Annotated in this window: 29 protein-coding genes and 1 tRNA gene; 19 read left to right on the top strand and 11 right to left on the bottom strand. The window is 52.6% G+C overall.

Translation table 11 applies throughout. The features are described from left to right. Positions 1-166: 166 nt before the first annotated feature. On the top strand, positions 167-970 hold the full coding sequence (gene dkgB, locus MUG06_RS22330) for a 2,5-didehydrogluconate reductase DkgB (protein WP_243080096.1): 804 nt from the start codon (positions 167-169) through the stop codon (positions 968-970). On the opposite strand, the gene yafC is transcribed toward dkgB, so the two are convergent. After that, a complete protein-coding gene (yafC, locus tag MUG06_RS22325) occupies positions 967-1,890 on the bottom strand; it encodes a DNA-binding transcriptional regulator YafC (protein WP_243080095.1) in 924 nt (307 codons plus the stop codon). The genes dkgB and yafC overlap by 4 nt on opposite strands. 99 nt (positions 1,891-1,989) lie before the next feature. Here yafC and MUG06_RS22320 point away from each other — a divergent pair, with 99 nt between their 5' ends. Together MUG06_RS22320 and MUG06_RS22315 are read left to right on the top strand one after the other, a co-directional pair. Then, entirely contained in the window at positions 1,990-3,168 is a 1,179-nt protein-coding gene (locus tag MUG06_RS22320) for an MFS transporter (RefSeq protein WP_243080094.1), read from the top strand. A gap of 149 nt (positions 3,169-3,317) precedes the next feature. Continuing rightward, the gene (locus MUG06_RS22315) at positions 3,318-4,109 is read left to right on the top strand and encodes an endonuclease/exonuclease/phosphatase family protein (protein WP_215847550.1); all 792 of its coding nucleotides are present in this window, start codon (positions 3,318-3,320) and stop codon (positions 4,107-4,109) included. A 62-nt stretch (positions 4,110-4,171) separates the two neighbouring features. Here the strand turns inward: MUG06_RS22315 and mltD are convergent, their stop codons facing one another. Beyond that, positions 4,172-5,548 (bottom strand): murein transglycosylase D, encoded by a 1,377-nt coding sequence (gene mltD / locus MUG06_RS22310; protein ID WP_243080093.1) that lies wholly within the window; start codon positions 5,546-5,548, stop codon positions 4,172-4,174. Positions 5,549-5,618: 70 nt separating this feature from the next. After that, positions 5,619-6,374 (bottom strand): hydroxyacylglutathione hydrolase, encoded by a 756-nt coding sequence (gene gloB, locus MUG06_RS22305; RefSeq protein ID WP_243080092.1) that lies wholly within the window; start codon positions 6,372-6,374, stop codon positions 5,619-5,621. A gap of 42 nt (positions 6,375-6,416) precedes the next feature. Here gloB and MUG06_RS22300 point away from each other — a divergent pair, with 42 nt between their 5' ends. Continuing rightward, positions 6,417-7,151 carry a class I SAM-dependent methyltransferase gene (locus MUG06_RS22300; protein WP_215847548.1) on the top strand — a complete coding sequence of 245 codons (735 nt, stop codon included), beginning with the start codon at positions 6,417-6,419 and terminating at the stop codon, positions 7,149-7,151. Here the strand turns inward: MUG06_RS22300 and rnhA are convergent. Further along, positions 7,136-7,603, bottom strand: coding sequence for a ribonuclease HI (rnhA, locus tag MUG06_RS22295; RefSeq protein ID WP_215847547.1), 468 nt, complete (start codon positions 7,601-7,603; stop codon positions 7,136-7,138). The genes MUG06_RS22300 and rnhA overlap by 16 nt on opposite strands. Before the next feature lie 53 nt (positions 7,604-7,656). Between rnhA and dnaQ the strand changes: the two genes are divergently transcribed. Continuing rightward, positions 7,657-8,388, top strand: a complete 732-nt coding sequence (dnaQ, locus tag MUG06_RS22290; RefSeq protein WP_243080091.1) for a DNA polymerase III subunit epsilon — start codon at positions 7,657-7,659, stop codon at positions 8,386-8,388. Positions 8,389-8,522: 134 nt separating this feature from the next. Then, positions 8,523-8,599 (top strand) — tRNA-Asp (locus MUG06_RS22285). 148 nt (positions 8,600-8,747) lie between these two features. Here the strand turns inward: MUG06_RS22285 and MUG06_RS22280 are convergent. Beyond that, entirely contained in the window at positions 8,748-10,244 is a 1,497-nt protein-coding gene (locus tag MUG06_RS22280; protein WP_215847545.1) for an NCS1 family nucleobase:cation symporter-1, read from the bottom strand. A gap of 146 nt (positions 10,245-10,390) precedes the next feature. On the opposite strand from MUG06_RS22280, the gene MUG06_RS22275 reads away from it, so the two are divergent. From MUG06_RS22275 to MUG06_RS22260, 4 genes are all read left to right on the top strand, one after another. After that, positions 10,391-11,113, top strand: a complete 723-nt coding sequence (locus MUG06_RS22275) for a GntR family transcriptional regulator (protein ID WP_243080090.1) — start codon at positions 10,391-10,393, stop codon at positions 11,111-11,113. Continuing rightward, complete coding sequence (gene hpxA, locus MUG06_RS22270; protein WP_243080089.1) at positions 11,110-11,841, top strand: allantoin racemase; 732 nt, start codon at positions 11,110-11,112, stop codon at positions 11,839-11,841. The genes MUG06_RS22275 and hpxA overlap by 4 nt, the downstream gene beginning before the upstream one ends. Positions 11,842-11,875: 34 nt before the next feature. Further along, a complete protein-coding gene (gene puuE / locus MUG06_RS22265; RefSeq protein WP_215847542.1) occupies positions 11,876-12,835 on the top strand; it encodes an allantoinase PuuE in 960 nt (319 codons plus the stop codon). A gap of 108 nt (positions 12,836-12,943) precedes the next feature. Next, positions 12,944-13,606 carry a glycosyltransferase family 25 protein gene (locus tag MUG06_RS22260; RefSeq protein ID WP_243080088.1) on the top strand — a complete coding sequence of 221 codons (663 nt, stop codon included), beginning with the start codon at positions 12,944-12,946 and terminating at the stop codon, positions 13,604-13,606. Between the two features lie 42 nt (positions 13,607-13,648). Here MUG06_RS22260 and hpxZ read toward each other — a convergent pair whose 3' ends face one another. Genes hpxZ through MUG06_RS22240 form a run of 4 tightly spaced genes read right to left on the bottom strand, consistent with a single transcriptional unit; the run spans position 13,649 to position 17,210 of the window. Then, positions 13,649-14,032 carry an oxalurate catabolism protein HpxZ gene (gene hpxZ / locus MUG06_RS22255; protein WP_215847540.1) on the bottom strand — a complete coding sequence of 128 codons (384 nt, stop codon included), beginning with the start codon at positions 14,030-14,032 and terminating at the stop codon, positions 13,649-13,651. Continuing rightward, the gene (locus MUG06_RS22250) at positions 14,032-15,429 is read right to left on the bottom strand and encodes an AtzE family amidohydrolase (protein ID WP_243080087.1); all 1,398 of its coding nucleotides are present in this window, start codon (positions 15,427-15,429) and stop codon (positions 14,032-14,034) included. Before MUG06_RS22250 ends, hpxZ begins: the two co-directional genes overlap by 1 nt. Continuing rightward, a complete protein-coding gene (hpxX, locus tag MUG06_RS22245; protein ID WP_215848331.1) occupies positions 15,426-15,611 on the bottom strand; it encodes an oxalurate catabolism protein HpxX in 186 nt (61 codons plus the stop codon). The genes MUG06_RS22250 and hpxX overlap by 4 nt, the downstream gene beginning before the upstream one ends. Before the next feature lie 12 nt (positions 15,612-15,623). Continuing rightward, the gene (locus MUG06_RS22240) at positions 15,624-17,210 is read right to left on the bottom strand and encodes a gamma-glutamyltransferase family protein (RefSeq protein WP_243080086.1); all 1,587 of its coding nucleotides are present in this window, start codon (positions 17,208-17,210) and stop codon (positions 15,624-15,626) included. A gap of 142 nt (positions 17,211-17,352) precedes the next feature. Between MUG06_RS22240 and hpxU the strand changes: the two genes are divergently transcribed. The 9 genes from hpxU (at position 17,353) to uraH (ending at position 24,589) form a co-directional block, all read left to right on the top strand. After that, complete coding sequence (gene hpxU, locus MUG06_RS22235) at positions 17,353-18,192, top strand: MurR/RpiR family transcriptional regulator HpxU (RefSeq protein ID WP_215847537.1); 840 nt, start codon at positions 17,353-17,355, stop codon at positions 18,190-18,192. A gap of 205 nt (positions 18,193-18,397) precedes the next feature. After that, complete coding sequence (locus MUG06_RS22230) at positions 18,398-19,183, top strand: transporter substrate-binding domain-containing protein (protein ID WP_215847536.1); 786 nt, start codon at positions 18,398-18,400, stop codon at positions 19,181-19,183. Between the two features lie 10 nt (positions 19,184-19,193). Further along, entirely contained in the window at positions 19,194-19,859 is a 666-nt protein-coding gene (locus MUG06_RS22225) for an amino acid ABC transporter permease (RefSeq protein ID WP_243080085.1), read from the top strand. Further along, complete coding sequence (locus MUG06_RS22220) at positions 19,859-20,515, top strand: amino acid ABC transporter permease (protein WP_243080097.1); 657 nt, start codon at positions 19,859-19,861, stop codon at positions 20,513-20,515. Before MUG06_RS22225 ends, MUG06_RS22220 begins: the two co-directional genes overlap by 1 nt. Continuing rightward, a complete protein-coding gene (locus MUG06_RS22215; protein WP_243080084.1) occupies positions 20,496-21,227 on the top strand; it encodes an amino acid ABC transporter ATP-binding protein in 732 nt (243 codons plus the stop codon). Before MUG06_RS22220 ends, MUG06_RS22215 begins: the two co-directional genes overlap by 20 nt. Before the next feature lie 21 nt (positions 21,228-21,248). Further along, complete coding sequence (locus MUG06_RS22210) at positions 21,249-22,484, top strand: alanine--glyoxylate aminotransferase family protein (protein ID WP_215847533.1); 1,236 nt, start codon at positions 21,249-21,251, stop codon at positions 22,482-22,484. Next, positions 22,481-23,737, top strand: a complete 1,257-nt coding sequence (gene hpxK / locus MUG06_RS22205) for an allantoate amidohydrolase (RefSeq protein WP_243080083.1) — start codon at positions 22,481-22,483, stop codon at positions 23,735-23,737. The genes MUG06_RS22210 and hpxK overlap by 4 nt, the downstream gene beginning before the upstream one ends. Before the next feature lie 25 nt (positions 23,738-23,762). Next, positions 23,763-24,257 (top strand): 2-oxo-4-hydroxy-4-carboxy-5-ureidoimidazoline decarboxylase, encoded by a 495-nt coding sequence (gene uraD, locus MUG06_RS22200; protein ID WP_243080082.1) that lies wholly within the window; start codon positions 23,763-23,765, stop codon positions 24,255-24,257. Further along, positions 24,254-24,589 (top strand): hydroxyisourate hydrolase, encoded by a 336-nt coding sequence (gene uraH, locus MUG06_RS22195; protein WP_215847530.1) that lies wholly within the window; start codon positions 24,254-24,256, stop codon positions 24,587-24,589. The genes uraD and uraH overlap by 4 nt, the downstream gene beginning before the upstream one ends. A 192-nt stretch (positions 24,590-24,781) precedes the next feature. Here uraH and MUG06_RS22190 read toward each other — a convergent pair whose 3' ends face one another. Then, positions 24,782-25,552: an amidohydrolase gene (locus tag MUG06_RS22190; protein WP_215847529.1), complete on the bottom strand. Its 771-nt coding sequence runs from the start codon at positions 25,550-25,552 to the stop codon at positions 24,782-24,784. Continuing rightward, positions 25,540-26,700, bottom strand: a complete 1,161-nt coding sequence (locus tag MUG06_RS22185; protein ID WP_243080081.1) for a pyridoxal phosphate-dependent aminotransferase — start codon at positions 26,698-26,700, stop codon at positions 25,540-25,542. Before MUG06_RS22185 ends, MUG06_RS22190 begins: the two co-directional genes overlap by 13 nt. Between the last annotated feature and the right edge of the window lie 115 nt (positions 26,701-26,815).

Genomic DNA, 26,815 nt, shown 5'->3' with positions numbered 1-26,815 from the left:
TTAATTGATAAGCCCTGACTGAAAAGTCAGGGCTTTTTCATTTGTGCAAAAAACGGTAGGTTGATTAAAAATCAATTATCTTCTGCTTATCAGCGGCTTAATCAGCAAGAATAACCCTGTCAAAATGACCTCATTATATAATTCCGTTCACATTAATGAGGATAAAATGTCTATTCCCGCTTTTGGTCTGGGGACCTTCCGTTTGCAAAATGATGTCGTTATTCATTCAGTAAAAACTGCCTTAGACGTTGGTTATCGCGTCATTGATACCGCTCAGATCTATGAAAATGAGGCGGCTATTGGTCAGGCGATCGCTGAAAGTGACATTGCTCGTAATGACTTATTCATCACCACGAAAATATGGGTCAAAAACCTTTCGAAAGACGATTTGATTACCAGTCTCAAAGAGAGTTTAGAAAAGTTAAGAACTGGTTATATCGATTTAACGCTGATCCATTGGCCCTCTCCAGGCGCAGCAATTTCAGTAGCTGAAAGCATGCAAGCTCTTATGGAAGCGAAGCAGCAGGGGTTAACGCGTCAAATAGGCGTATCAAACTTTACGATAGATCTTATGCAGCAGGCGATTAATGCGGTTGGTGCTGCAAATATCGCTACAAATCAGATTGAGCTTCACCCCTTTTTACAGAACCGCCAGGTTGTAGATTTTGCAAATACTCATGCTATTCCCATCACTTCTTATATGACGCTGGCATATGGTGCAGCTTTGAAAAACGAGGTTATTCAAGCCATTGCGATGAAGCATCAGATAACTGCAGCTCAGGCTGTTCTGGCATGGGCTATGCAGCTCGGGTACGCAGTTATTCCATCTTCAACCAAGCGTGATAACTTAGTCAGTAATCTTGATGCTATAAAAGTCACACTGGATGAAGATGATATGATGCAGATTGCTTCATTAGATCGTAATCATCGTTTGGTTAGTCCTGAAGGACTGGCACCTGACTGGGATTAAGTTTTGCTTAAACAGTCCTGCACGCGCCAGGGCTGTTCACTCATCCACTCACTAAGAAAATCAATAAATGCACGCACGCGCTGGCTTACTCCCATGTCGCTGTAGTAAACCGCGTTAAACGGCATTTCTACAAGGAGCCGCTGCTCAGCTAATACCTCTACTAACTTTCCCTCAGCAATTTCTTTATCGATCATGTAATCAGACAAACATGCGATGCCATTGCCGTTTAGGCAAAGCTGCTTGATGGTCTCGCCGCTATTAGAAGACATTCCCAAATGAATATCGTAAAGCTCACCGCTTTCCTGGGCAACAGGCCAGCGATTTAGACGCGAAGGATCAACAAAGCCCAGGCACTCATGGCGATCTAAATCTGTAACATTGTGCGGCGTCCCCCTTTTTTCAAGATATTCAGGTGAAGCTACCAATTTTCGATAGCTAATAAATAGCAGTCTGGCTCGCAGTGTTGAGTCCGTTAAATTACCTGCTCGAATAGCCACATCCACCTTGCGTTCAATCAAATTGATGAAGCTTTCAGAGGAAATTAACGACAAAGTGACATCAGGATAACGTTCGCGGAAGGGTTTAATCATTGGCATAAGTAGATGAAGAATAACCGGCGTTGCTGCATCCACTCGTAATAAACCCTTTGGTGCGTAACGGCTTTCAATTAAATCATTTTCTGCCGATGTCATTTCTTGTAAGAAACTTTGCACCCGTCTGAAATAACGCTCGCCTTCTTGTGTTAGCGCTAAATGTCGTGTTGTTCGCGTAAGCAACGCAACGCCGAGCTTATTTTCTAACTTCTTGATGGTCCTACTTACAGCCGAGTTTGCCATGTGCAGTTGCTCGGCGGCGCGACTAAAGCTCCCGCTTTCAACCACGCTAACAAACACTTTTAGCTCTTCAGAAGATGCTTTCACTATTTCCCTCCAGACAAAAGACTATTGTTATTTTGCATCTTTTTGTTATTAAAGCATGCGGCAATACTAGCGGCCATCAATCATTGGATGGAGTTAATTATGCCACTTGCTCTTTGGGCGCTAACCATCAGCGCATTCGCTATAGGAACAACTGAATTTGTCATTGTAGGATTGATCCCGACGATCGCCGAACAGATGACCATTACCTTACCTTCAGCAGGAATGCTGGTATCGATCTATGCAATAGGCGTTGCGGTAGGCGCGCCAGTGTTGACTGCGCTGACAGGAAAATTACCGCGTAAATATCTACTTGTAGGATTAATGGCGCTGTTCACGATGGGCAACATCGTTGCCTGGCGAGCCCCCGATTACAACACGCTGATCATTGCTCGCTTGCTGACAGGGCTGGCGCATGGCGTTTTCTTCTCTGTTGGTTCAACAATTGCCACCAGCCTGGTCAGTAAAGATAAAGCCGCCAGTGCCATTGCTATCATGTTTGGTGGATTAACCGTTGCCTTAGTGACGGGTGTTCCGATGGGAACCTTTATTGGTCAACATTTTGGCTGGCGCGAAAGTTTCCTCGCTGTATCGTTGCTGGGTGTCATAGCTTTAATCGCGAGCGCTATACTTATTCCGCGTAATATCGCCCAACCTAAAAACACGAGTCTATTACAGCAGGCACAGGTCTTAGTTAATCCTCGCTTGATGCTGATCTACGCCATTACCGCGCTAGGATATGGCGGAGTGTTTACCACCTTTACATTTTTAGCGCCTGTCATGCAGCAGTTAGCGGGGTTCTCACCTTCGGCAGTAGGCATTATTTTGCTCGGCTATGGCGTGTCTGTCGCGATCGGTAATATTTGGGGCGGCAAGCTGGCAGATACACAAGGCCCGGTACGGGCGCTTAGCCTGATTTTTGCTGCGTTGGCGCTATCGTTACTCCTATTTCAGTTCACTGCCTCACTTCATTGGGCAGCTTTAGCAACCGTGTTGGTGATGGGAATATTTGCGTTTGGAAACGTGCCTGGCCTGCAAGTGTATGTAGTACAGAAAGCGGAACGTTATACACCCGGCGCGGTTGATGTTGCGTCAGGGCTGAACATCGCCGCTTTCAATGTCGGTATTGCGTTAGGATCGACAATTGGAGGCTACGTAGTTCAACATTATGGGCTGTCTCAAACGCCGTGGATTGGCGCGCTTATCGTTTTTACTGCTCTGTTATTGATTCGGCTAAGTGGCCGCCTTGATCGGCCTAGCTCCGAGCCAGTGATGGAATAAAACCCGAAACAGCCTGCAATCCGCCGGCTGTTTTGCACATTAGGAATGAGATGAATTCCGACATTCACCGACATTGATTGAAACCCCGTACTAAAATCCCTATAACAGACAAGAGATATACTTTGTTGAGTAATGAGTCAGGCGGGAAAGTGCGGAAAAAAACTTATGCAATGCGATATGTCGCGGGACAGCCAGCGGAACAGATCTTCCCGCCGGGTGCAATGCTTCATCTCGGACAAGCGCTTCCTCCCGGTGCTCCGCTGCCTGCCAATCCTAACTTAAAGGTATTGGTATGGAATATTTTCAAGCAGCAGCGTGCAGACTGGATGACAGTGTTAGAGGGATTCGGTAAAGACGCGCATCTGGTTTTGCTTCAGGAAGCGCAGACTACGCCAGAACTGGTACGTTTTGCTACCAGCAACTATCTCGCAGCAGATCAGGTTCCTGCTTTCGTGCTGCCACAGCATCCCTCAGGAGTCATGACCTTAGCTTCGGCGCATCCTGTCTATTGCTGCCCGTTACGAGAGCGTGAACCGCTCTTACGGCTCGCGAAGTCGGCGCTCATTACTGCTTATCCTTTACCGACCGGTGAAATGCTAATGGTCGTAAACATCCATGCCGTGAATTTTAGCCTTGGCGTTGATGTTTACAGTAAACAGTTGGGACCGATTGGTGAGCAGATCACGCATCACCGTGGGCCGGTTATCATGGCAGGGGATTTTAATGCCTGGAGTCGGCAGCGTATCAATGCGCTGTATCGGTTTGCACAGCAAATGGATCTGGAAGAGGTGATGTTTACTGCCGACCATCGCCGTAAAGCGTTTGGGCGTCCCCTGGATTTTGTTTTCTATCGCGACATGAATGTTAGCGAAGCATCAGTGTTAGTGACTCGCGCCTCGGATCACAATCCATTACTGGTAGAGTTCAACTCGAAACGCTGAACTGATGTAAAGCAGAAAGGTATAAAAGAAAAAGGCTGACAATTGTCAGCCTTTTCGACGTATCAGGTATCTGGTGTTGCGCTATTATTTACAAACAGCGTTAACTTATCGCCTGGCTGAATATCTTTTGAGTTATCCAGCACACTGTTCCAGCGCATCACGTCTTTGATATTGACGCCGTGATGCTTTGCAATACTGCCAAGAGAATCACCCTTACGAACACGATAGGTGATGCTGTTGCCGTTATCAGCCAGCTTGGTGCCGCTAGTGCCCACGTTCAATGTTTGACCGGGCTGGATAGCTGCACTGCGCAGGTTGTTTTGCTGCTTCAGTGTGGCAATGCTGACGCCCAGCTTATTAGCGATACCGGAAAGCGTATCACCCGTGCGCACTCTGTACCCACCGGTTGCGCTGGCTTTCGCTAGCTGCGTTGGCTGTACGGCTGCGATATCACCGGAAGCCAGTGAATTACGCAACTTTGCGACGTTGGACTTAGGCACCATAATATAGTGCGGTCCATTTGGTGCTGTAGCACCCCCTTTATAGCCCGTATTGAAGCTCTTTAATTTACTGAGCGACATACCGGCCATTTCAGCGGCTTGCGTCAACTGCATCTGCTGACCTACTTCAACACGCGCCAGAGCGCGGCTTTCATTAGGTGCTGGCAGTTTAATACCGTAACGCTTGTTGTTTTTGAGCAGTTCACTCAAAGCCAACATTTTAGGGACGTAAACCGTGGTTTCACGTGGAAGCGAAAGATGCCAGAAATCGGTGGGCTTACCGCGCGCCTTGTTCTGTTTCATCGCCTTCAATACACGCCCTTCGCCACTGTTGTAAGCCGCGATGGTTAATAACCAGTCACCGTCAAACATCGTGTTGAGGCGTTGCATCATATCCAGTGCAACTTTGGTTGAAGCGACCACATCGCGTCGACCATCGTAGTATTGGTTCTGTTTCAAACCATAGTTTCGCCCGGTAGCAGCAACGATCTGCCAAATGCCTGCGGCATTGGCGGATGATGTTGCGCGAGGGTCAAAAGCGCTCTCCACTATGGGTAGCAGTACTAGTTCCATCGGCATTTTACGTTTCTGTATTTGCTCGACTATCCAGTACATGTACGGCTCTGCCCGTAATGTTACATCGTGGAGATAGCTCTTATTCTTTAAAAACTTTGTTTTTTGTTCGCGGATCCGGCTGTTTTCCGGAATCCCCATCTTCAACTCGTCACTAATGAAACTCCAGAGATCACTGTCGTCTGCGAGGCCAGTTCCATCTTCCTGCCATCGCGGTGACAATAATTCGTCTCCGTATTTTCCATTTTCACTTTGACCAGCTGAAGACAGACTCTGGGCATGCTGTTCTGGGATGTTGGCGTCATTCCGTGAAGCCTGGCATCCAACCAGCAAGACCGAGGCGAGTAATATCGCTTTAGCCTTCATGTGTGTGTCAATAGTCGCTTAAAAGACGAGCAACTATACTTGACGACTTTTCACAACACAACCCGAAATGTCAGAAACTATCTTTCTTCTCGCGTAGAACGGCAAATGTATGCCATATCGGCTTTCCTGAAGGTTCAACGTTCAAAGCACGTTGTAAATCAGGGTCTTGCGTACGCAAAAATAAATTTATTGACCGTTCGTGCGCCAGTTTTGTGGGCAAACTAATGCCGTTTTTGGCACGTAAGTCCTTAATTTTCTGGAATTCAGCCATAATTTGCGGGTCATGAGGCAGAATAGCCGCAGAAAAGGTTAAATTGGATAACGTATACTCATGAGCACAACAGACTAAAGTTTCCTCAGGTAACGCATTAAGTTTTTGAAATGATTGATGCATTTGCTCTGCAGTTCCTTCAAAAAGCCTGCCGCAGCCGCCAGAAAACATTGTGTCGCCACAGAAAAGGTAAGGGGCGCTGTAATATGAGATATGTCCTAAAGTGTGCCCGGGGGTAGCGATCACGTCAAAGGTCATGCCTAACACACTCACCTGATCCCCTTCACTTACCAGGGTTTTTGCACCTTTATCTGCGGTTTCTTGTGGTCCGAAAATCTCAATGTCAGGGAAGTGTTCAAGCAGGGTTTTCACACCACCTACGTGATCGTTATGATGATGCGTGAGTAAAATTGCGACAGGTTGCCAGCCATTGGCTTTGACTTTTTCCACCACTGGCTGCGCTTCGCCTGGATCGACAATCAGGCATTTTCCTTCATTATCTGTCAGCGTCCAGATGTAGTTATCTTGCAACGCCGGAATACTGGTAAGATTCATAATCACCTCTCGCAGGTCGTAGGAAAAGGAAGATGGTAAAGCATGAAGCCCGCTAAAACACGCCAAATTCTGACCGCGCCGCACTCCTGGCAAGACATGCCATGGGGAGAATATTTTCGCGACGCGCTGACGCAGCAACTTCAACCCTATCTCGGAAAGCTTTATGGCTTTCATATGCTTAAGCTTGGCAACCTGAGTGCAGAAATCAATACCGAAAACTGCGCTATCTCGCATCAGGTTAATGTGGGCAGTGAAGGTGACCTGTTACAGGTACGGGCAGATCCTTCGCAATTACCGTTTGAATCTAAATCCGTTGATGCCTGTTTGCTGGCGCATACGCTGGCGTGGAATCAAGATCCTCATCGTGTATTGCGCGAAGTTGATCGGGTATTAATCGATGATGGTTGGATGATTATCAGCGGCTTCAATCCGTTTAGCTTACTCGGCATCAGTAAGTTTGTGCCGATGGTTCACCGAAAAGCGCCGTGGAGTGGCCGGATGTTCAGTCAGATGCGTTTACTCGACTGGCTAGGCTTGCTGAATTATGAAGTCGTTTTCCGCACGCGCTTTCAGGTTTTGCCGTGGCATCGGCAGGGCGGCAAGCTGATCAGCGCCCATTTACCGGCGCTGGGTTGTCTGAATATTGTGGTGGCGCGTAAGCGGACTTTCCCGCTAACGCCAACCAAAGCCAAAAAGAGCCTGAGCAAATCGCAGGTGCGTCAAACGGTTAACGCCACGCGTCAGTTTCGTCAGGCAAAAGATCAAGACTCAGGCTGATAACCGATATCCTCAAAAGCGGGGTTGCCTGCAGCGCTGCGAGCCAGTTCATCGCAGCGCTCATTCTCAGGATGCCCGGCGTGACCTTTAACCCATTCCCACTCAATTTTGTGGGTACTGAGTGCGGTATCGAGACGTTTCCAAAGATCGACGTTCTTGACGGGTTTCTTATCTGCCGTTTTCCAGCCACGCTTTTTCCAGTTATGAATCCAACTGGTAATGCCCTGACGTACATACTGGCTGTCGGTGCTTAGCACCACATTGCAAGGCTGAGTCAGTGCTTCCAACGAAACAATCGCAGCCATCAACTCCATGCGATTATTGGTGGTCAGGCGATAGCCCGCGCTGAACGTTTTCTCATGTTGACCATAGCGTAAAATGGCACCGTAACCGCCTGGGCCGGGATTACCAAGGCAAGATCCATCGGTGAATATTTCTACCTGTTTGCGCATCTCTGGTAGACTTCCTTCTGACAAAACGCCAAGTCTGACATAAAACAGGTCCTATGAGCACTGCAAATAACCGCCAGATCGTACTCGATACAGAAACCACCGGCATGAACATGATCGGGGTTCATTATGAGGGTCACCGCATCATCGAAATCGGTGCGGTGGAAGTGATCAACCGTCGCCTGACCGGCAATAACTTTCATCTCTATTTGAAGCCCGATCGGCTGGTGGACCCCGAAGCCTTTGGCGTGCATGGTATTGCAGATGAATTTCTGGCGGACAAGCCCAGCTTCAGCGAAATCGCTGACGAGTTTCTGGATTACATTCGTGGCGCTGAATTAGTCATTCATAACGCCTCGTTTGATATCGGCTTCATGGATTACGAGTTCAGCAAGCTGCAGCGGGGAATCGAGAAAACGGAAACGTTTTGCAAGATCACCGACAGTCTCGCGATGGCGCGCAGAATGTTTCCTGGCAAGCGCAACAGTTTGGATGCGTTGTGTTCGCGCTATGAAATAGATAACAGCAAACGAACGCTGCACGGCGCATTGCTTGATGCCGAGATCCTTGCTGAAGTCTTCCTCACCATGACCGGCGGCCAAACCTCACTGACATTTTCCATGGAAGGGGACAAGTCGCAGCAAAACCAGGAAGGCGGCATCCAGCGCATTGTGCGTCCAGCGTCGGCACTGCGTGTGGTTTCTGCCAACGAAGAAGAAGTGATGGCGCACGAATCACGTCTCGATTTAGTGATGAAGAAGGGCGGCAGCTGTCTGTGGCGCGGGTGAACCGGGTGATTTTGTTGAGGAAAACAGCGTCCAGATGAAAAAAACAGCAAACGATAAGCTATGAAAGAAAAAGCGTTGACGGCGGATTTAGCTGCTATTACTATGCGCCTCGTTCTCGACGGGGAACAAAGCGCGGAGCGGTAGTTCAGTTGGTTAGAATACCTGCCTGTCACGCAGGGGGTCGCGGGTTCGAGCCCCGTCCGTTCCGCCAATCTATTTAAAGAAGCCGATTCAGAAATGAATCGGCTTTTTGCTTTTTAGCTTTTGGATAGGCGGTGGCGAATCGGCATTTTGCTCACTTCCCTAAAAGCAGTCAGGAGAGCGAGCACAAATAAAGCGCATTCACTCCCCACCTCAAATCACTCTTTCTGCACCGCGACGCTACCACGGTAATCAGCCATTTTCTCATCTACTTCACGATCGGCACGCGCCAGATAACGGTAGCAACCGCCGCCCAAAGCCACACCAATAAACCAGCTGAAATTCGCGACGGCGTGCAGAGAAGGAATAAAGCTGATCACCAGACAAATCCCTACTGAAGGCAGCAGCGCTGCAATCGCTTTCGGGTTAAATCCTCCGCGGTACCAATAGCGACCTTGCGGCGTATCGTTAAACAGCTCATCAACATAGATACGGCTGCGTTTAATCACATAAAAATCGACTAACAGAATGCCGAACAGCGGCCCAATAAACGAACCCAGCACATCCAGTGTGTAGTGAATCAGTTCAGGTGATTGAAACAGGTTCCATGGCGTTAACAAAACAGAGCCTACTGCCGCGATCATACCGCCGGTACGGAAGCTGATTTTTTGCGGTGAGCAGTTGGAAAAGTCGAAAGCCGGAGAGACAAAGTTCGCCACGATATTGATGCCAATTGTCGCGGTGATCATGGTTAGCAAGCCAATAGCGACCGCGAGATCGTTACCCACCATGCTCACGGTTTCAATCGGATCGGTAATCATTCTGCCAAACAGCGACTGCGTTCCAGAAACAATCACCACCGTGACAATAGAAAACAGCAGGAAGTTAAACGGTAAGCCCCAGCGGTTGCCACGACGAATTTCGCCCATGCTTTTTCCATAGCGTGAGAAATCGCCAAAGTTAAGCAAAGGGCCGGAGAAATAGGAGACCACCAGCGCAGTGGCGGTGAGCATCTGCCAGCTCTGTTCACCGGTTGTCAGCTGCTTGCTGGCAAGCGTCAGTGAAATCCCATCGAAACCTGTTTTGTATACAATCCAACCCGCTAACGCCACCATCACCACGTATACCGCCGGGCCCGCCACGTCAATAAAGCGTTTAATGGCGCTCATGCCATGCCAAAACACCATCGCCTGTAATAACCACATCACGCCAAAGCAGCACCAGCCCAGCAGGGATAAGCCGAGCCAGCTTGATTGCGTCATCGGCGAAAGCACAGGGAAGAATTTCAGCAGCACCAGCATTAAGGCATTAGCGGCGAGATAAGTCTGAATGCCGTACCAGGCAAAGGCGATCAAACCGCGAATCACCGCAGGAATATTGGCACCAAACACGCCAAACGCCTGACGGCAAATCACTGCATAGGGAACGCCTGCCATTTGACTCGGTTTTGCCACCAGGTTTGCGCAGATCTGCACAATGCAAATCCCGACCAGCAGACAGAGTAAAACCTGCCAGCTGGCTAAGCCCAGCGTAAAGAAACTCGCCGCCACAACATAGCCGCCCATGCTGTGCACATCTGACATCCAGAAAGAGAAAATGTTGTACCACGACCAGTTTTGATCGCGCGTCGGTGCCAGGTCTTCATTACACAGCCTTGGGCTGTAATGTGCATTGGCTTCAGAGGCCTTGCTGGCCACCGTTGTATGATTTGGCATGAAACCTGCTCCTCTGTTGATACGATGAAAATTAATTACAGCGTGAAACGGTATTGCAGGATCCAGGCCAAATTTGTTTTCTTGTATACAAAATTTCTTTTTCACGTATACGATAGTTTGCACACAGAGACTTACCGGAGCGGGTAATGAAGAGTGAAACAGGCCAGAGAACGGCCGCCGATCTGCATGATAAAGATGAACCTATCTACCAGGCGTTGATGAACGCCATCGTTGAACATCAACTACCGCCAGGCAGTAAATTGCCAGAAGAAGCGCTTTCAGAGGTTTTTGGCGTTAGCCGCACGGGCATTCGCAAGGTGTTACAACGCCTCGCCGCGGTGCAAATGATCACCCTGACGCCCAAACGCGGTGCACATGTCGCAACCCCAGGCGTTGACGAGGCGCGCGATATCTTTCGTACTCGCAGTTTAATGGAGTGCGCCAACTTGCCCGCGGTACTGGATCATCTGCAACCGCCGCATCTGGTGGCGCTCAGCGGTTTAATCGAACAAGAAAAACAGGCACACGAGGATCGCGACGGTTCTGCGGCGATCCGCCTGTCTGCCGCCTTTCATATTCAACTGCAGGCGATCTCCGGGAATCAGGTATTAACCGAGATGGTGACGCGCCTGACGCAGCGATCTTCTCTGGTGATTGCCGCTTATGGCTCGCCGTGGCAGCGAGGTTGTCGCTGCGACGATCACGATCGTTTACTGCAATTACTGCGCGATCGTAAATTGCAGCCGCTGAGCAAGGCACTACAGCATCACTTCGATCACATTGTTTCCAGCCTTCACTTTGAGCGGAGCGGCGAAACGCTGCCCGATTTTTCACGTTTATTTTCCCGTCATAAAGGAGCGTCATCATGAGCCTGATTCAGGTGATCAATCCCAACACCAGCCTGGCGATGACCGAAACCATGGGTTTGGCGGCGCGCGCTGTTGCCGCGCCCGGCACCGAAATTCTGGCGGTTTCACCCGTCCACGGCGTGCCGTCGATTGAAGGGCATTTTGATGAAGCGATTGCCGCGATTGGGGTGCTGGAGCAAATCAAACTGGGTAAAGCACAAGGCGTAAGCGGCCATGTCATCGCCTGTTTTGGCGATCCCGGTTTACTGGCGGCGCGTGAATTGGCCAGCGGTCCGGTGATTGGGATTGCCGAGGCGGCAATGCACACCGCCACGCTGGTGGCGACGCGCTTTTCTATCGTTACGACGCTGCCACGCACGCTGGTGATTGCCCGGCATCTGTTGCAGCAATATGGCTTTACGCATCACTGCGCTGCGCTCCATGCCATCGATTTGCCGGTGCTGGCGCTGGAAGATGGCAGTGGCCTGGCGCAGGAAAAGGTGCGTGAACGCTGTATACAGGCGAAACGTGAAGATGGTAGCGGCGCGATCGTTTTAGGGTGCGGCGGCATGGCGACCTTAGCCGCCTCGTTGACCCAGGAATTAGGCATGCCGGTGATTGATGGTGTGAGCGCAGCGGTGAAAATGGTCGAGTCGCTGTTGGCGCTGGGCTTTGGCACCAGCAAGCACGGTGATTTGGCTTATCCTTTGCAGAAACCTCTCTCAGGTGCCTTTCAGCACCTAAACTAACGAGATGTTGCACTTTTACAACGGGAAGCAAGCAATGACTGAAGGTGTAGAGAAGAAAGAATACAGCTTTAATAAAAACTACCCACGCGACATGGTGGGCTACGGCGCAAATCCGCCCCATGCAGCCTGGCCAAAAGGCGCGCGCGTCGCAGTGCAGTTTGTCCTGAATTATGAAGAGGGCGCAGAGAACAGCGTATTGCATGGCGATGCGGGCTCTGAACAGTTTCTTTCAGACATCATCGGTGCCGCCAGTTATCCAGATCGTCACATGTCGATGGAATCGCTTTATGAATATGGATCGCGTGCCGGGTTCTGGCGCATCCACAACGAATTTCAAAAGCGTGGTTTGCCGCTGACGGTTTTTGGCGTGGCGATGGCGTTGGCGCGTCACCCTGAAATTGTCGAGGCGATCAAAAAAGCCGATTACGATGTCGTCAGTCACGGCTGGCGCTGGCTTCACTATCAAGGCATGGATGCAAAAACAGAACGTCAGCACATGCAGCAAGCGGTAGATGTGCTGAGCGAGCTGTTCGGTAAAGCGCCTACCGGTTGGTACACCGGACGCGACAGCCCGAATACGCGCCGCCTGGTGGTTGAGCAGGGCGGATTCACTTACGACAGTGATTATTACGGCGATGATTTACCGTTCTGGACGCAGGTAACCTGTCAGGATGGCACGGTGAAGCCGCATCTGATAATTCCCTATACGCTGGAATGCAACGATATGCGCTTTGCCTCACCGCAAGGTTTCAACACTGCCGAACAATTCTTCACCTACCTGCGTGACACCTTTGATGTGCTGTATGAAGAGGGGGAAACTGCGCCGAAGATGATGTCGATTGGTATGCATTGCCGTTTGTTGGGGCGTCCAGGCAAATTCCGCGCGTTGCAAAATTTCCTCGACCATATTCAGCAGCACAAAAAAGTCTGGATTTGTACCCGCCAGCAAATCGCCGATCATTGGGTGAAAAAACACCCGGCACCTTCCGCATAATCGCAATGAGTTCCAGCGCCAAACTGGAACTCATTTCTCCTCCTGAAATTTCAGATCCGCTCCGTTTGTGCCGCCTGACGTCAGTAGCCACTTTAGGATGACGAAGAGATGTCTGAAATTAACTGGGATCTGATCGATCAGGTCGTCTACATCAATTTAGCCGAGCGCAACGATCGTCGAGTGAGTACGCGCCGTGAACTCAAAAAATTGGGTGTACCGCAGGAAAAAATTACCCGCTTTGAGGCGATAGCTTATCAGCCTGGCTACATCGGCTGCGCCCAATCGCATTTACAGGTGCTGCAACTTGCGCAGCAGCAACAGTGGAAAAATGTGCTGATTCTGGAAGATGACATGGCATTTCATCACGACAGCGCCAGTGCTCATCGGCTGAATAAATTCTTTGCCGCGTTAACACAAATTAACTGGCACGTCGCCTTTCTGACGGCAAACTATGTGCAGGTCACGCCGTTTAAAAGCGCGGATTACCTCATTAAAGCCCATCGCGCTTTTTGCGCCTGCGCCTATATCGTTAACGCCAGCTACTTACCTGTTTTGATTGAAAATATCAGTGAAAGTATCGAGCAACTGCTGTTGGGCGGTGCTCAGCATCATTACGCGCTGGATGTACACTGGATGCCATTAATGCAGCGTGATATCTGGCTTGGCCTGTTTCCCAATCTTGGCTATCAACGTCCCGGCAGAAGCGATATTGAAAAAGGTGCCATGGATTACCGGCACCTGTTTTATAAACCGCTGAGTAAGTTGGTTTAAACGTGACGATGTAAAGCCGGCATGTTGCCTGCTTCAATCACATCAACTCATTAAACTGACCTGAGCCGCCACGATGCGCCAGCCGCACGGCAACTTCACCCAGGTTTGCTGCTGGCGACCGATCTTCTCGCTACCTTCGCGGGTAAACTCGGTGCTGCACACCGCATAATCTTCGCCAAACGTGGTGATCACCGTATTATGCAGCGTACGATTCAAACCGGCAGAAGGGCGCGCAGCCCGGAAGGCACGAATCTCATCAATCCCATACAAATTCTCACCGGCACCCAGCCGCACGGTGCGTGCATCATGCCAAAACAGTTCGTCCAGTACGTCAATATCGTTACCGATCAGTGCTTGTTCATAGCGGTAAAAAGCCTCTGTCACTTCGGCAACAATCATGGGGCGATCAATATATTCAGATTTCATCAGGCACCTGTGATACTCATTTGTGGCAGGGTTAATCCTTGCTGCTCGAGCGCATAGGCAGCGCGCAGCGCAGCCTCTTCTTTAAACGGCGCGGCGATAAGCTGGAGTCCAATCGGCAAACCGCTTTTCGTTGCCAGCGGTACGGTACAGACCGGCAAGCCCAAAAACGAAATCGGCTGCGTTAGCATTCCCATACTGGCTTTAGCTGGCAGATCCTGACCATTAATGTGAATACTTTCCTGACCAATGGCTATCGCGCTGCACGGCGTGGCGGGCGCAATCAATACATCGAAATGGTCAAACAGCGTCAGCACCTGTTGCTGGAAATAGCGGCGGAAACGCTGCGCCTGGACATACCACGCGCCAGGCATCATCGCGCCAGCCAGCAAACGCTCACGCGAGTTGGGTTCAAACTGTTCCGGCATCTGGCGCAGCGCAGGCAAATAGTGATTACCGCCTTCCGATGCGGTCATGATGAACGCTGCTGAACGCGCCAGTTCGGCTTCTGGCATCTCCACTTCCTGGTTGGCCTGCAAGGCATGAGCCGCCACAGCCAGAGCAGTGCGTGCATCTTCATCACACCAGGTTGAGAAAAAGCCACCCAATACGCCGCAGCGCAAGCCGTTGTCGCCTTGGGCTAACGCTGGAAAAGTGGGCGCAACCGGGCGATCTGCCTGAAAGGCATCATGGCTGTCGTGGCCTTGCAGCAGGTCATAAACGAGCGCCAAATCGTCCACGCGTCGGGCAAATGGACCAATATGATCAAGGCTGGCAACAAACGGATGAGTGCCGCTGCGCGATAAGCGCCCAAACGTCGGTTTCAGGCCGAAGATACCGCACAATGAAGCGGGAACGCGAATCGATCCGTTGGTGTCCGTACCAAGCGAGAAGTGCACTAAACCTGCCGCGACCGCCGCCGCAGATCCGCCGGACGATCCGCCGGCTACGCGAGAAAGATCGCGCGGATTATGCGTCGCGCCGTAATGGCTGTTTTCAGTGGTAAAACCATAAGCGTAGGCATCCATATTCAGCATGCCGGAAAGCAGCGCGCCCGATTCACGCAGTCGGTTAACCGCCCAGGCATCTTCGCGTGCGGCAGGCCGTTCACTGAACAAGCGGGCACCCGCTAAGGTGCTATGGCCTGCAACGTCAAACAGGTTTTTTACCGCGTAAGGAATACCCGCCAGTGGCGCCAGGACTTCACCGCGCAGGCGCTGATTATCCACCTGCTCAGCTTCTTTTAACATGCGTTGCCCGGTGACTTCAGTCCAGGCGTTGAGTGCTGGATTATGTTGATCAATCGCCTGCAGCGTGTCGGTGGCAACGTCATGCGCGCTGATATTGCCGTTTTGAATCGCCTGATGCAGCGAATGAATCGAGAGTTCACTCAGTTTCATGCTTTGTACACTCCTGCCACTTCCAGACGATCGTCGAGTGGAAACGCCATCAGCGGTGCCGCCATGCCAGCAATACGTGTCATCTGCGTCAGCAGCTCAGCGCGACGCGCCTCATCCAGCTCGACATTCAGTATCTGTTCCATTTGCGCGATATAGATCGCCCAGTCGATGTTCTGATTCATCATTCTCTCCGGTTAAAAACCTGCGGCGCTGCCGTTGCTGCGTGGATCGCTCGCGCCTTCAAACATGCCGTTGTTGTGTCGCACAATCGCACCAGCATGGCCGACCGCTTCACTGAAATCTGGCAGCAGCTCAACGTCGTGGCCCAACTGACGTAAACGTTCCAGCGTTTCGATGGAGAAGCGGCCTTCCAGCTTGAGCGAGTCAGAAGATTGCCCCCATGTGCGGCCCAGCAACCAGCGCGGTGCGCTCACCGCTTGCTGTAGCGGCATGCCCTGAATCACGTGACGCGTAAAAATTGCGGCCTGCGTTTGGGGTTGCCCATCGCCGCCCATTGAGCCGTAAACCATCACGCGGCCATCTTTCAGTCGCGCTGCCGCCGGGTTAAGGGTGTGGAAGGGTTGTTTGCCCGGTGCCAGCGCCAGCAAATGTTCAGGATCGAGGCTGAAAGCCGCGCCGCGGTTTTGCCAGGTGATTCCGGTGCCGGGCAGCACCACGCCGCTACCAAATTCGTGATAGATGCTTTGAATAAAGGAGACCGCAAGACCGCTGCTGTCCATGACGCCCATCCACACCGTATCGCCGGGACCGCGACCGGTTCCCCACGGCGCAGCACGATCATCCTCTATTTGGCTGGCAAGCGTGGCGAGGTGATCGCTGTCGAGCAACGCTTGCAGATCTTCGGTGATGTGACGCGGATCGGTAATATGCTTGTCGCGCAGCGCAAAGGCTTTTTTAGTGGCCTCAACGATGCGGTGCACGGTTTGCGCTTCATCCGCTTTCGCCATCTGCAGCCGATCGGTAATGCCAAGAATTGCCAGCGAAACCATGCCTTGAGTCGGTGGTGTCATATTCCAGATATCACCTTCGCTGTGGGCGATATGCAGCGGCGTGCAGCGCCGGGCCCGCTGTTGTTGCAAATCTTCAAGGGTAATCGGCATGCCGAGCGCGGACAGTTCACGCGCCAGATGATGCGACAAATTGCCGCGATAAAAGCTGTCGAGCCCTTCCTCAGCTAACTGGCTCAGCGTTTGCGCCAGTGCTGGCTGAGTAAAACGGCTGCCCGCTTGCGGAACATCGCCATCCGGCAAAAACGTCGCGGCAAAACCGGGCTGATGCTGCAATTCAGCGCGCTTAGCTTCGGTTGCCGCAGCCTGAGAAGCCGTCACTGGAATGCCGTCGGCAGCATACCGAAGGGCATCACGCAGTAGCCGTGCCAACGGAAGCGGCGTGCCGCCCAGTTCGCCGGAAAGCGTTAACGCTTCCTGCCAGCCGCTGACGGTGCCCGCTACGGTCAGCGCTGCTTTAGGGCCGCGATGGGGAATATGCGGTTCATTGTGATAGAAATCGAAGTGGGCGAGGGAACCGGCTGAGCCGCTGGCATCAATGGCAATCGGGTCGCCTTGTGGCGGCATCACTAACCAAAAACCATCACCGCCTAAGCCATTCATGTGCGGATAAACCACCGCAATGGTAGAGGCTGCCGCCACCATCGCTTCAATGGCGTTGCCGCCTTCGCGCAGTACCGCCAGCGCGCTTTCACTGGCCAGATGATGCGGTGTAACCGCCATGCCCAGCGGGGCCATATTGCTCTGAATCATTCGTTTCTCGTTTTGCTTTCGGGTAACAGTAGAGAAACTAAAGCAAGAGCTGTTCCAGTTTTCACTAAGGTGACAAAGGGATGAAGCGAACCTGGCGCAAAATATGCTAGCTTGATCTGAAACGAAAGTTACAGGATGAATAATGAAACAGCTTGATGAACGGCTCAGAAGCCACTATCCCCAGCTTTCGCCGCAGGAACAGCGCATTGCTGACTTTGTCTTTGATCACTTTGATGATCTCATCAGCTACAACAGCGCTGAGCTGGCGCGGCTGAGTGGCGTGTCGAAAGCCACCGTCAGCCGCCTGTTTAAACGTTTGGGCTATGAAAAATACAAAGATATGCGCGATGAATTGCGTACCCTGCGCCAAAGTGGCATGCCGCTTACCGACAACCGCGATGCGGTGCAGGGCAACACCCTGTTGTCGCGCCACTACAAGCAGGAAATGGCGAATCTGACACAGTGGGTTAACAACATTGATGCACAGCAGTTCAGTGAAGTCATTCAGCAGTTAGCACAGGCAAAACGCATTTTTATCATTGGGATGCGCAACGCTTATCCGGTTGCTTTGCACCTGCGTCAACAGCTAATGCAGGCGCGTCCGCAGGTGCATATTCTGCCGCAACCAGGCCAAACGCTGGCGGAAGAGTTGGTGGATATCACCCCGGATGACATGGTGGTGGTGATGGCGTTTCGTCGTCGCACGCGCATTATTCGTCCGCTGATGCAGCAGTTGCAAAGCGCTGGCGTGCCGCAACTGGCATTGTGTGAACCCCAGGCGCAGACGGTGATTTCACTGGCACGCTGGCAACTCTGCGCGCCCCTCGACAGCGTTTCTGCCTTTGACAGCTATGCTTCAGCGATGAGCCTGATTAATTTGCTGGCGAATGCGTTATTACACGAAATGTTATCTCATGGGCGTCAACGTATTCACCATATTGCCGATCTTTATCAGCAATTTGACGAGTTGGAGCACCGCTAACAGGCACCATTTTGGTGCTTTGCCTCTTTTTGGTTCATCTCCTCTTGACGGTTTAAGCGCGATTGTTACGCCGTCAATCTCCTAATGCCTCGAATAAATAACGCGTTTCTCCAGATAATGCTGGTTGGCACATTAGTTGCAAATTGCTTTATCAAGAATCTTTTGTTTCACGTAAATCTTTCACGTTAATTCACTGGGGTGCATAATGAAAAAAGTTTTGATGGCAGTGGCGACAGCGGCATTACTGATGGCACAAGCAGGCAGTGCGCTGGCTGATCAACTGCAGGATATTCAAAAGCGCGGCGTCCTTCGCGTTGCGGTACCTCAGGACTTCCCGCCGTTTGGATCGGTTGGCACTGACTTGCAGCCGCAAGGTTATGACATCGACATGGCGAAGTATCTGGCTAAACAGATGAAACTTAAGTTGCAGTTGGTGCCCGTCACCAGCGCTAACCGCGTGCCTTATCTTCAGACCGATAAAGTCGATCTGGTGATCTCCAGCATGGGTAAAAACGCTGAGCGTGAAAAGGTCATCGACTTTACGCGTGCCTATGCGCCGTTCTTCCTGGGCGTGTTTGGGCCAAAAGGTGAAGAGGTGAAAGACGCGGCGGCGCTGAGCGGTAAGTCTGTTGGCGTAACGCGCGGAGCAGTTGAAGATATGGTGTTGAGCGATGTCGCGCCAAAAGATGCGCAGGTAAAACGTTATGAAGATAACAACACCACGCTGTCAGCTTATCTTTCGGGTCAGGTTCAATACGTCGCGACCGGTAACTTAGTGGTGGCTGCGATCACTCGTCAGAACCCGGCGAAAGCGCCCGTTGCCCAGTTCATGTTGAAAGATTCACCGTGCTTTATCGGTCTGAAGAAAAATGAGCCGGCGCTGAAAGATAAGATGAATGCGCTGATTGAGCAGGGCATCAAAGATGGCACGTTGAACAAACTGTCGCAAGAGTGGTTGAAAGCACCGCTGCCTGCCAACCTCGGCGCATAAGGACGAAACAATGATCGGGCAACTTAACTTTCCCGCATTGTGGCCGTATTGGCCGGAATTGCTCTCCGGCCTCTGGATCACCATTCAGCTGACGGTGCTCGCCACTGTCGGCGGTGTCGGCCTCGGTATCTTTGGCGCGGCGTTACGCAGCGGCAAACCGAGCGCGTTGAGTCGCATCTGGGGCGTGTACGTCGAACTGATCCGCAATACGCCGTTCGTGGTGCAACTCTTTTTTATCGTATTCGGTTTACCCAATCTCGGGCTGAAACTCACTGCGGGTGAAGCTGCGCTGCTGGCGATGCTAATTAACCTTGGTGCGTACAGCACCGAAATTATTCGCGCCGGCATTCAGGTAACACCTAAAGGGCAATGGGAAGCGGGACGCGTATTGGGATTAACCCGCAGCCAGACATTTCTGCGCGTGGTGCTGCCGCCGTCGCTGCAGCGTATTTACCCCGCGCTGGTCAGCCAATGCATCATCGTGATGCTGGGATCGTCAGTGGTGTCACAGGTTTCCTATGAAGAGCTGACGTTTGCCGCCAACCTGATTCAGTCGCGCACCTTTTTGAGCTTTGAAGTCTATCTGGTGACCACGCTGATCTATCTGGCGTTGTCCATTGCCATGCGTCAGCTGCTGCTGGGCATTGGCCGCAAATGGTTTGGAGTGCAGGCATGATGACGAGCTTTACCGATTGGGACATCGTGCGCAACTTACTGCTGGCGGCGCGCTGGACCATTTTATTATCGCTGGTGGCGTTTTTTGGCGGCACGGTCGTCACGCTTCCGCTGCTGTTTATGCGCTTGCTAAAACGCAAATGGCTGTCGCGTGCGGTTCGCGCTTACACCGAACTGTTTCAGGGCACGCCGCTGCTGATGCAGCTGTTTCTGGCTTTTTTCGGCGTCGGGATGTTCGGGATTGATGTTGCACCCTGGACCGCGGCGTCGGTTGCTTTAACGCTCTATACCAGCGCCTTCCTGGTCGATATCTGGTACGGCAGCATTAATGCGCTGCCCAAAGGCCAATGGGAAGCGTCGCGCTGCCTGGGACTCAATTTCGGTCAAACACTGATGCGAGTCATTACACCGCAGGCGATTCGTATCGCCATCGCGCCCACCGTGGGCTTTGCCGTGCAGGTCATCAAAGGCACCGCGCTGGCTTCCATCATCGGTTTCATTGAGCTGACTAAAGCGGGCACGATTTTAAATAACGTGACCTATCAGCCATTTAAAGTATTCGGGTTGGTGGCACTGGGCTACTTCCTGATGTGTTATCCGCTGTCTCGCTACAGCCAGTATCTGGAGAAAAAATTCAATGCCGCTCATCACCATTAATCAGGTGCAGAAATATTACGGCACCAACCATGTGCTGAAAGGCGTCGATCTGGATGTCGATATGGGTGAAGTCATCTCCATTATTGGTCGCAGCGGATCGGGGAAAAGTACGCTGTTACGCTGCATGAATGGTCTTGAAGGTTATCAGGAAGGCAGTATTAAGCTGGGCGGAATGACCATCACCGATCGTGAGTCACAGGCGCGTGAAATCAGCCGTTCGGTTGGGATGGTGTTTCAGAACTTCAATCTGTTTCCGCACATGACGGCGCTGGAAAACGTCATGCTGGCGCCGCGCCGCGTGCTGAAAAAGGGTGAAGCCGAGTGCCGTGAACTGGCGGCGCAGATGCTGGATAAAGTCGGCCTCGGCGAACGACTGAACTACTATCCTTCCAGCCTTTCCGGCGGCCAGCAGCAGCGCGTGGCGATTGCCCGTGCGCTGGCGATGACGCCCAAAGTTTTACTCTGTGACGAGATCACCTCGGCGCTCGATCCTGAATTGGTTGGCGAAGTGCTGAAGGTATTAGAAAAGCTGGCGGCAGAAGGCATGACGCTGATTCTCGTTACGCATGAAATGAACTTCGCCCGCGACGTGGGCGATCGTGTGGTCTTTATGCATCAGGGGCGCGTCTGGGAGCAGGGCGACAGTAAAACGCTGTTCGCGAATCCGCAAACACCAGAGCTGAAGCAGTTTATCTCCTCAGTCCGCCTCTAAGTGTCTAACAAGGAATTCACCATGGATATCACCCAATTCTCACAACTTAATCCCCCTCAACGCCTGCTGATGGGACCAGGGCCGATCAACGCCGATCCACGCGTACTGCGTGCGATGTCGAGCCAGTTGCTGGGTCAGTACGATCCCGCCATGACGCATTACATGAATGAAGTGATGGCGCTCTATCGTGGCGTGTTTCGTACTGAAAACCGCTGGACGATGCTGGTTGATGGCACTTCACGCGCCGGTATCGAAGCGATTCTGCTGTCGGCAATTCGTCCAGGCGACAAAGTGTTGGTGCCGGTATTTGGACGTTTTGGTCATTTGCTGTGTGAGATTGCTCGCCGCTGTCGCGCTGAAGTGCACACCATTGAGGTGCCGTGGGGCGAAGTCTTTACACCCGATCAGGTGGAAGATGCCATTAAACGCGTGAAGCCGCGCCTGCTGTTGACGGTACAGGGCGACACGTCCACCACCATGCTGCAACCGCTGGCGGAGTTGGGAGCTATCTGTAAAAAGTACGGCGTGCTGTTCTATACCGATGCCACCGCTTCGCTGGCCGGCAACGCGCTGGAAACCGATGCGTGGGGGTTGGACGCGGTTTCTGCTGGCATGCAAAAGTGCCTTGGCGGCCCGTCTGGCACCTCGCCGATTACGCTGAGCGCCGAAATGGAAGCCGTGATCCGCAAACGCAAATGTGTGGAAGAGGGGATTCGCACTGACGCGCATCAGGATGGCGACGACGAGATGATCTACTCCAACTATTTCGATCTCGGCATGGTGATGGATTACTGGGGACCCGAGCGCCTGAATCACCACACTGAAGCGACCACCGCGCTGTTTGGCGCCCGGGAATGCGCGCGTTTGATCCTGCAGGAAGGACTGGATAACGGCATTGCGCGCCACCAACTGCATGGCGAAGCGATGTTGAAAGGGATTCAGGGCATGGGACTGGAAACCTTCGGCGACCTGAAACACAAAATGAATAACGTATTGGGCGTGGTGATTCCGCAGGGCGTTAATGGCGATCAGGTACGCAAACTGATGCTGGACGATTTCGCTATCGAAATCGGTACCTCGTTTGGCCCGCTGCACGGCAAAGTCTGGCGTATCGGCACTATGGGTTACAACGCACGAAAAGATTGCGTGATGCAAACGCTGTCTGCGCTGGAAAGCGTGTTAACGCATCTGGGTTATCGCACCCCGCAAGGTGCGGCTTCACAAGCGGCGTGGGATCACTACGGGAGCCATGCATGAAAATGAACGCCAGCGAAGCGCAAACCGCCGCGCTGCGCGTAATGACGCGCTGTGACGCGCTGGCAGAGATCAGCGAGTCGGCCGACGGATTAACCCGTGTTTATCTGTCACCAGAGCATTTGCGCGCCAACGCCTGCGTGGGTGAATGGATGAAAGCCGCCGGTATGCAGGTTTGGCAAGATGCCGTCGGCAATATCTGTGGACGTTACGAAGCCGCTGAAGCGGGTGCACCTGCGCTGTTGTTGGGTTCGCATCTTGATACGGTACGCAACGCGGGTCGCTACGACGGTATGCTTGGCGTCTTAACCGCCATTGAAACCGTGCAATGGCTGCATGAACATCAGCAACGTCTGCCGCTGGCGATTGAGATTATAGGTTTTGGCGACGAGGAGGGTACGCGTTTCGGCATTACGCTGTTAGGCAGCCGCGGCATTACCGGCACCTGGCCGGAAAGCTGGGTAACCCATCCCGATGGCAACGGCATTACCGTGGCACAGGCGATGAGCGACGTCGGACTCGACAGCACCCAAATCCATCGCGCAGCGCGAGATGTTAACGAGATCGTGGCCTATCTGGAATTGCATATCGAACAGGGGCCTTGTCTGGAGCAAGAGAACCTGGCGCTCGGCGTGGTCACCGCCATTAATGGTGCACGTCGCCTGAATTGCCGCTTCACCGGCGAAGCGGGTCACGCGGGCACGGTGCCGATGACGCATCGCAAAGATGCGCTGGCCGCTGCTGCCGAATGGATGGTGTTTATCGAACACACCACGCGCGAACAGGATCCGCAACTGGTGGCCACCGTGGGTACCTTAAGTTGCGCGCCCGGCGCGGTGAATGTTATTCCTGGCGAAGTCGATTTGTCGCTGGATGTACGCGGGCCACAAGACGATCCGCTGGAAGCCTTGCTGTCGACGCTGTTGACGCAAGCTGAAGCGATCGCGCTGCGTCGCGGTTTACGTTTTGAATCCCATGAGTATTATCGCATTGCGGCAACGGCCTGCGATCCACTGTTGCAGCAGGCTTTGAGTCACGCGGTAGAAACCGTGCAGGGCCGAAGTGTGTCGCTGCCGAGCGGCGCGGGACATGATGCCATCGCGATTGCCGAACGCTGGCCGGTTGGGATGTTGTTTGTGCGCAACGATCGTGGCATCAGTCATCATCCGGCTGAATCGGTTATGGCTGAGGATGTGGCACCCGCCGTTCAGGCCTATTTGCAGGCGATCTGTCATATTGCAGAACAGAATCGCTGAACGGATTCATTAAAGGGAGAGAAGCATGGAATTAGCCGTTTTTAATCAGCTTTCCGCTGATGATGCTATCGCTTCAATTGCTCATTGCGTGGCGATTCCCGCCTGGCAACAGGCGCTGGCAGCAGCGCGCCCTTATACGTCGCTCGACGCGCTGCTCGCCGAGGGCGATCGATTGGCGCGTCAATGGCAGGGCACCGATCTTCAGCTGGCACTCTCTGCACATCCGCGTATTGGCGATCGGGTAAGTGGCGCGAGTAAAGAGGCTTCGCTGTCGCGTGGCGAGCAATCTGCGATGCAGCAGGCCGATAACACGTTGCAACAGGCGATGTTGCAAGGCAATCAGCGCTACGAAGCCCGCTTTGGTCGGGTATTTTTGATTCGCGCAAAAGGGCGTAGCGGCGAAGAGATGCTGGCAGAGTTACAGCGTCGTCTGGGCAATGACCCGCAAAGCGAGCAGCAGGAAGCGCTGGATCAACTGCGAGAAATCACCTTGTTACGTCTTAAGGAGAGCATGGCATGAGCACCATTACTACTCACATTCTTGATACCGCGCTGGGCAAACCGGCAATCGGCGTGGCGATTTCACTGGAGCAAAATAGCCCGGAAGGATGGCTTCCCGTTTCTGAAGGCGTCACTGACAGCGACGGGCGGCTGAAAGATTTAACGCCAGAACCGGTATCGCCAGGACATTATCGCCTGACCGCCGAAATTGGTGATTACTTTGCGGTTGCAGGTCGCGATGCGCTGTATGTCAGTGCCCAAATTGATTTTGTCATTGCCGAGGCGGGCAGCCATTTCCACCTGCCGTTTTTGATTTCGCCTTGGTCATGGTCGACTTATCGGGGAAGTTGAGGGGCTCTTAGTGGGTGCGCGCTGTCCCCCATTCCGGCCTTCCCCCGCATCGCGGGGGAAGGAGACGCTGCCACATGCCGTCTCATTACTGACATAGAGCAGCATCTTCCTCCCCCATTTATGGGGGAGGACCGAGGTGGGGGACAAAAGACCTCGCACTTTAGCAGTCCGAGGCGGGAAAAGCGCAGCCCATCACGTCAGCGAAAAATCATCCGCATCGCGCCATGCCGGGAAGCGTTCGCGGTAGGCGTTCAATTCATCCAGTGAAAGCTCAGCATCGAGGCGCGCCGGTTTAAAGGGTTCGGCGGCGCTGATGATCTCTCCTTGCGGCGAAATAATCCGGCTATCACCGCTGTATTGATGCTGATTGCCATCGCTACCTACGCGATTACAACCCGCCACATAAGCCTGATTCTCAATGGCCCGCGCTAATAACAGCGCTTGCCAGTGCAGCGCGCGCGGCGCAGGCCAGTTCGCGACAAACAGCGCCAGATCGTAATCATTGCGGTTGCGGGAAAAGACCGGGAAACGCAGGTCATAACAGATTTGTGGCAGGATACGCCAGCCACGCCAGCTGAAGACCTCACGGGTTGCGCCCGGCAAATAATGGTGATGTTCATCGGCCATGCGGAACAGATGACGCTTGTCATACTGATGCAGCGTACCATCTGGCTCAACCAGCAAAAAACGGTTCACCGCACCGTTTTCAGTTTGGATCGCCGCGCTGCCGCCAACCAACGCATCCGTGGCACGTGCATGCCCGTGTAACCATTCCACCACCTGCGCTTGTGGCAGCGAGCTTTTCGCCGCTTCCATAGCAAACCCGGTGGTAAACATTTCAGGCAGCAGAATTACATCCCGGCCATGAATACCCTTCAGAACCTGATCAAAATGGCGTAGGTTAGCTTCGCCATCCATCCAGCTCAGCGTTTCCTGCAAAACCGTGATATTTAAAGCTGACATAAACGCTCCGCAGCGGCATCCAGCGTCGCTTCTTGTTTAGCAAAACAGAGGCGAATTAGCTTGTGTGGGAATGGATCGGCACAGAATACCGATAACGGAATCGCGGCGACACCCACTTCTTTGGTTAACCATTGACAGAAACTCACATCATCCAGATCAGAAATTGCGCTGTAATCGGCGAGCAGGAAATAAGTGCCTTCACAGGGCAGCACCTCAAAGCGGCTTTTGCTCAATGCCTGAATCAAACGATCGCGGCGGGCACGGTAAAACTCCGGCAGTTCACGATAGTGTTCAGGTTCCTGACGCAGCATATCGGCAATGGCGAGTTGGGCAGGGGTATTCACGGAGAATGTCAGGTATTGGTGCACTTTGCGGATCTCAGCGCTGATAGCCGCAGGTGCGATGCAGTAACCCACTTTCCAGCCGGTCATGTGAAAGGTTTTACCAAATGACGATACGGCAACCGCACGTTGACGCAACCCGGCATGCGCCAGCACGCTGGCATGACCTTCTTCGGCAAAGCAAATGTGCTCGTAAACTTCGTCGCTTAGTACATAGATTTCTTGATCGGCAATCGCCTGCCACAGCGCGGCATAATCACTTTTGCGCCACACAGTAGCGGAAGGGTTATGCGGTGTATTCAGGATCACCAAACGGGTTTTATCGCTGAGCAACGTGCTGAATTCAGCCCAATCAACGCGAAAACCCGGCGGTTGCAGGGCGATGCGTTTCAACACGCCGCCCGCCAGTTGTACCGCGGGTGCGTAGCTGTCATAGCTGGGATCAAAGCAGATCACTTCGTCGCCTGGACGCACCAGTGCGGTGATCGATGCATACAACGCTTCGGTCGCGCCTGCAGTAACGGTAATCTCACTGTCGATATCTGGCTGGTGGCCATAAAGCTCAGCGGTTTTAGCGGCAATCGCTTCACGCAGCGGCAGCGTACCGGTCATTGGCGCATACTGATTCGCGCCCTGGCTAACATGATACGCCAGACGTTCCTGCAAATAGCGCGGGCCATCAAAATCAGGAAAGCCCTGGGAAAGATTGATTGCGTTGTGCTGCTGCGCCAGCGCGCTCATTTGCGTAAAAATGGTGGTGCCGAGGGCAGGTAATTTGCTCTCAGGAATCAGGTTGTGCTGCGTCATTGTTCTTGGGCCTATAAGCGCGAATGTCGTTGCGGAGTAACCTTGTGTTGTTGTCACTATAAACAGGATGCTAGTATTTGGCAATCAAGACGCTTAGATGGCTATATCCGTCATA

The organism is Pantoea sp. MQR6, from assembly GCF_022761075.1.
GTDB lineage: Bacteria > Pseudomonadota > Gammaproteobacteria > Enterobacterales > Enterobacteriaceae > Pantoea > Pantoea phytostimulans.
The sequence above is the reverse complement of the archived record's forward strand: the minus strand, read 5'-3'. Positions and strand labels throughout refer to the sequence as shown.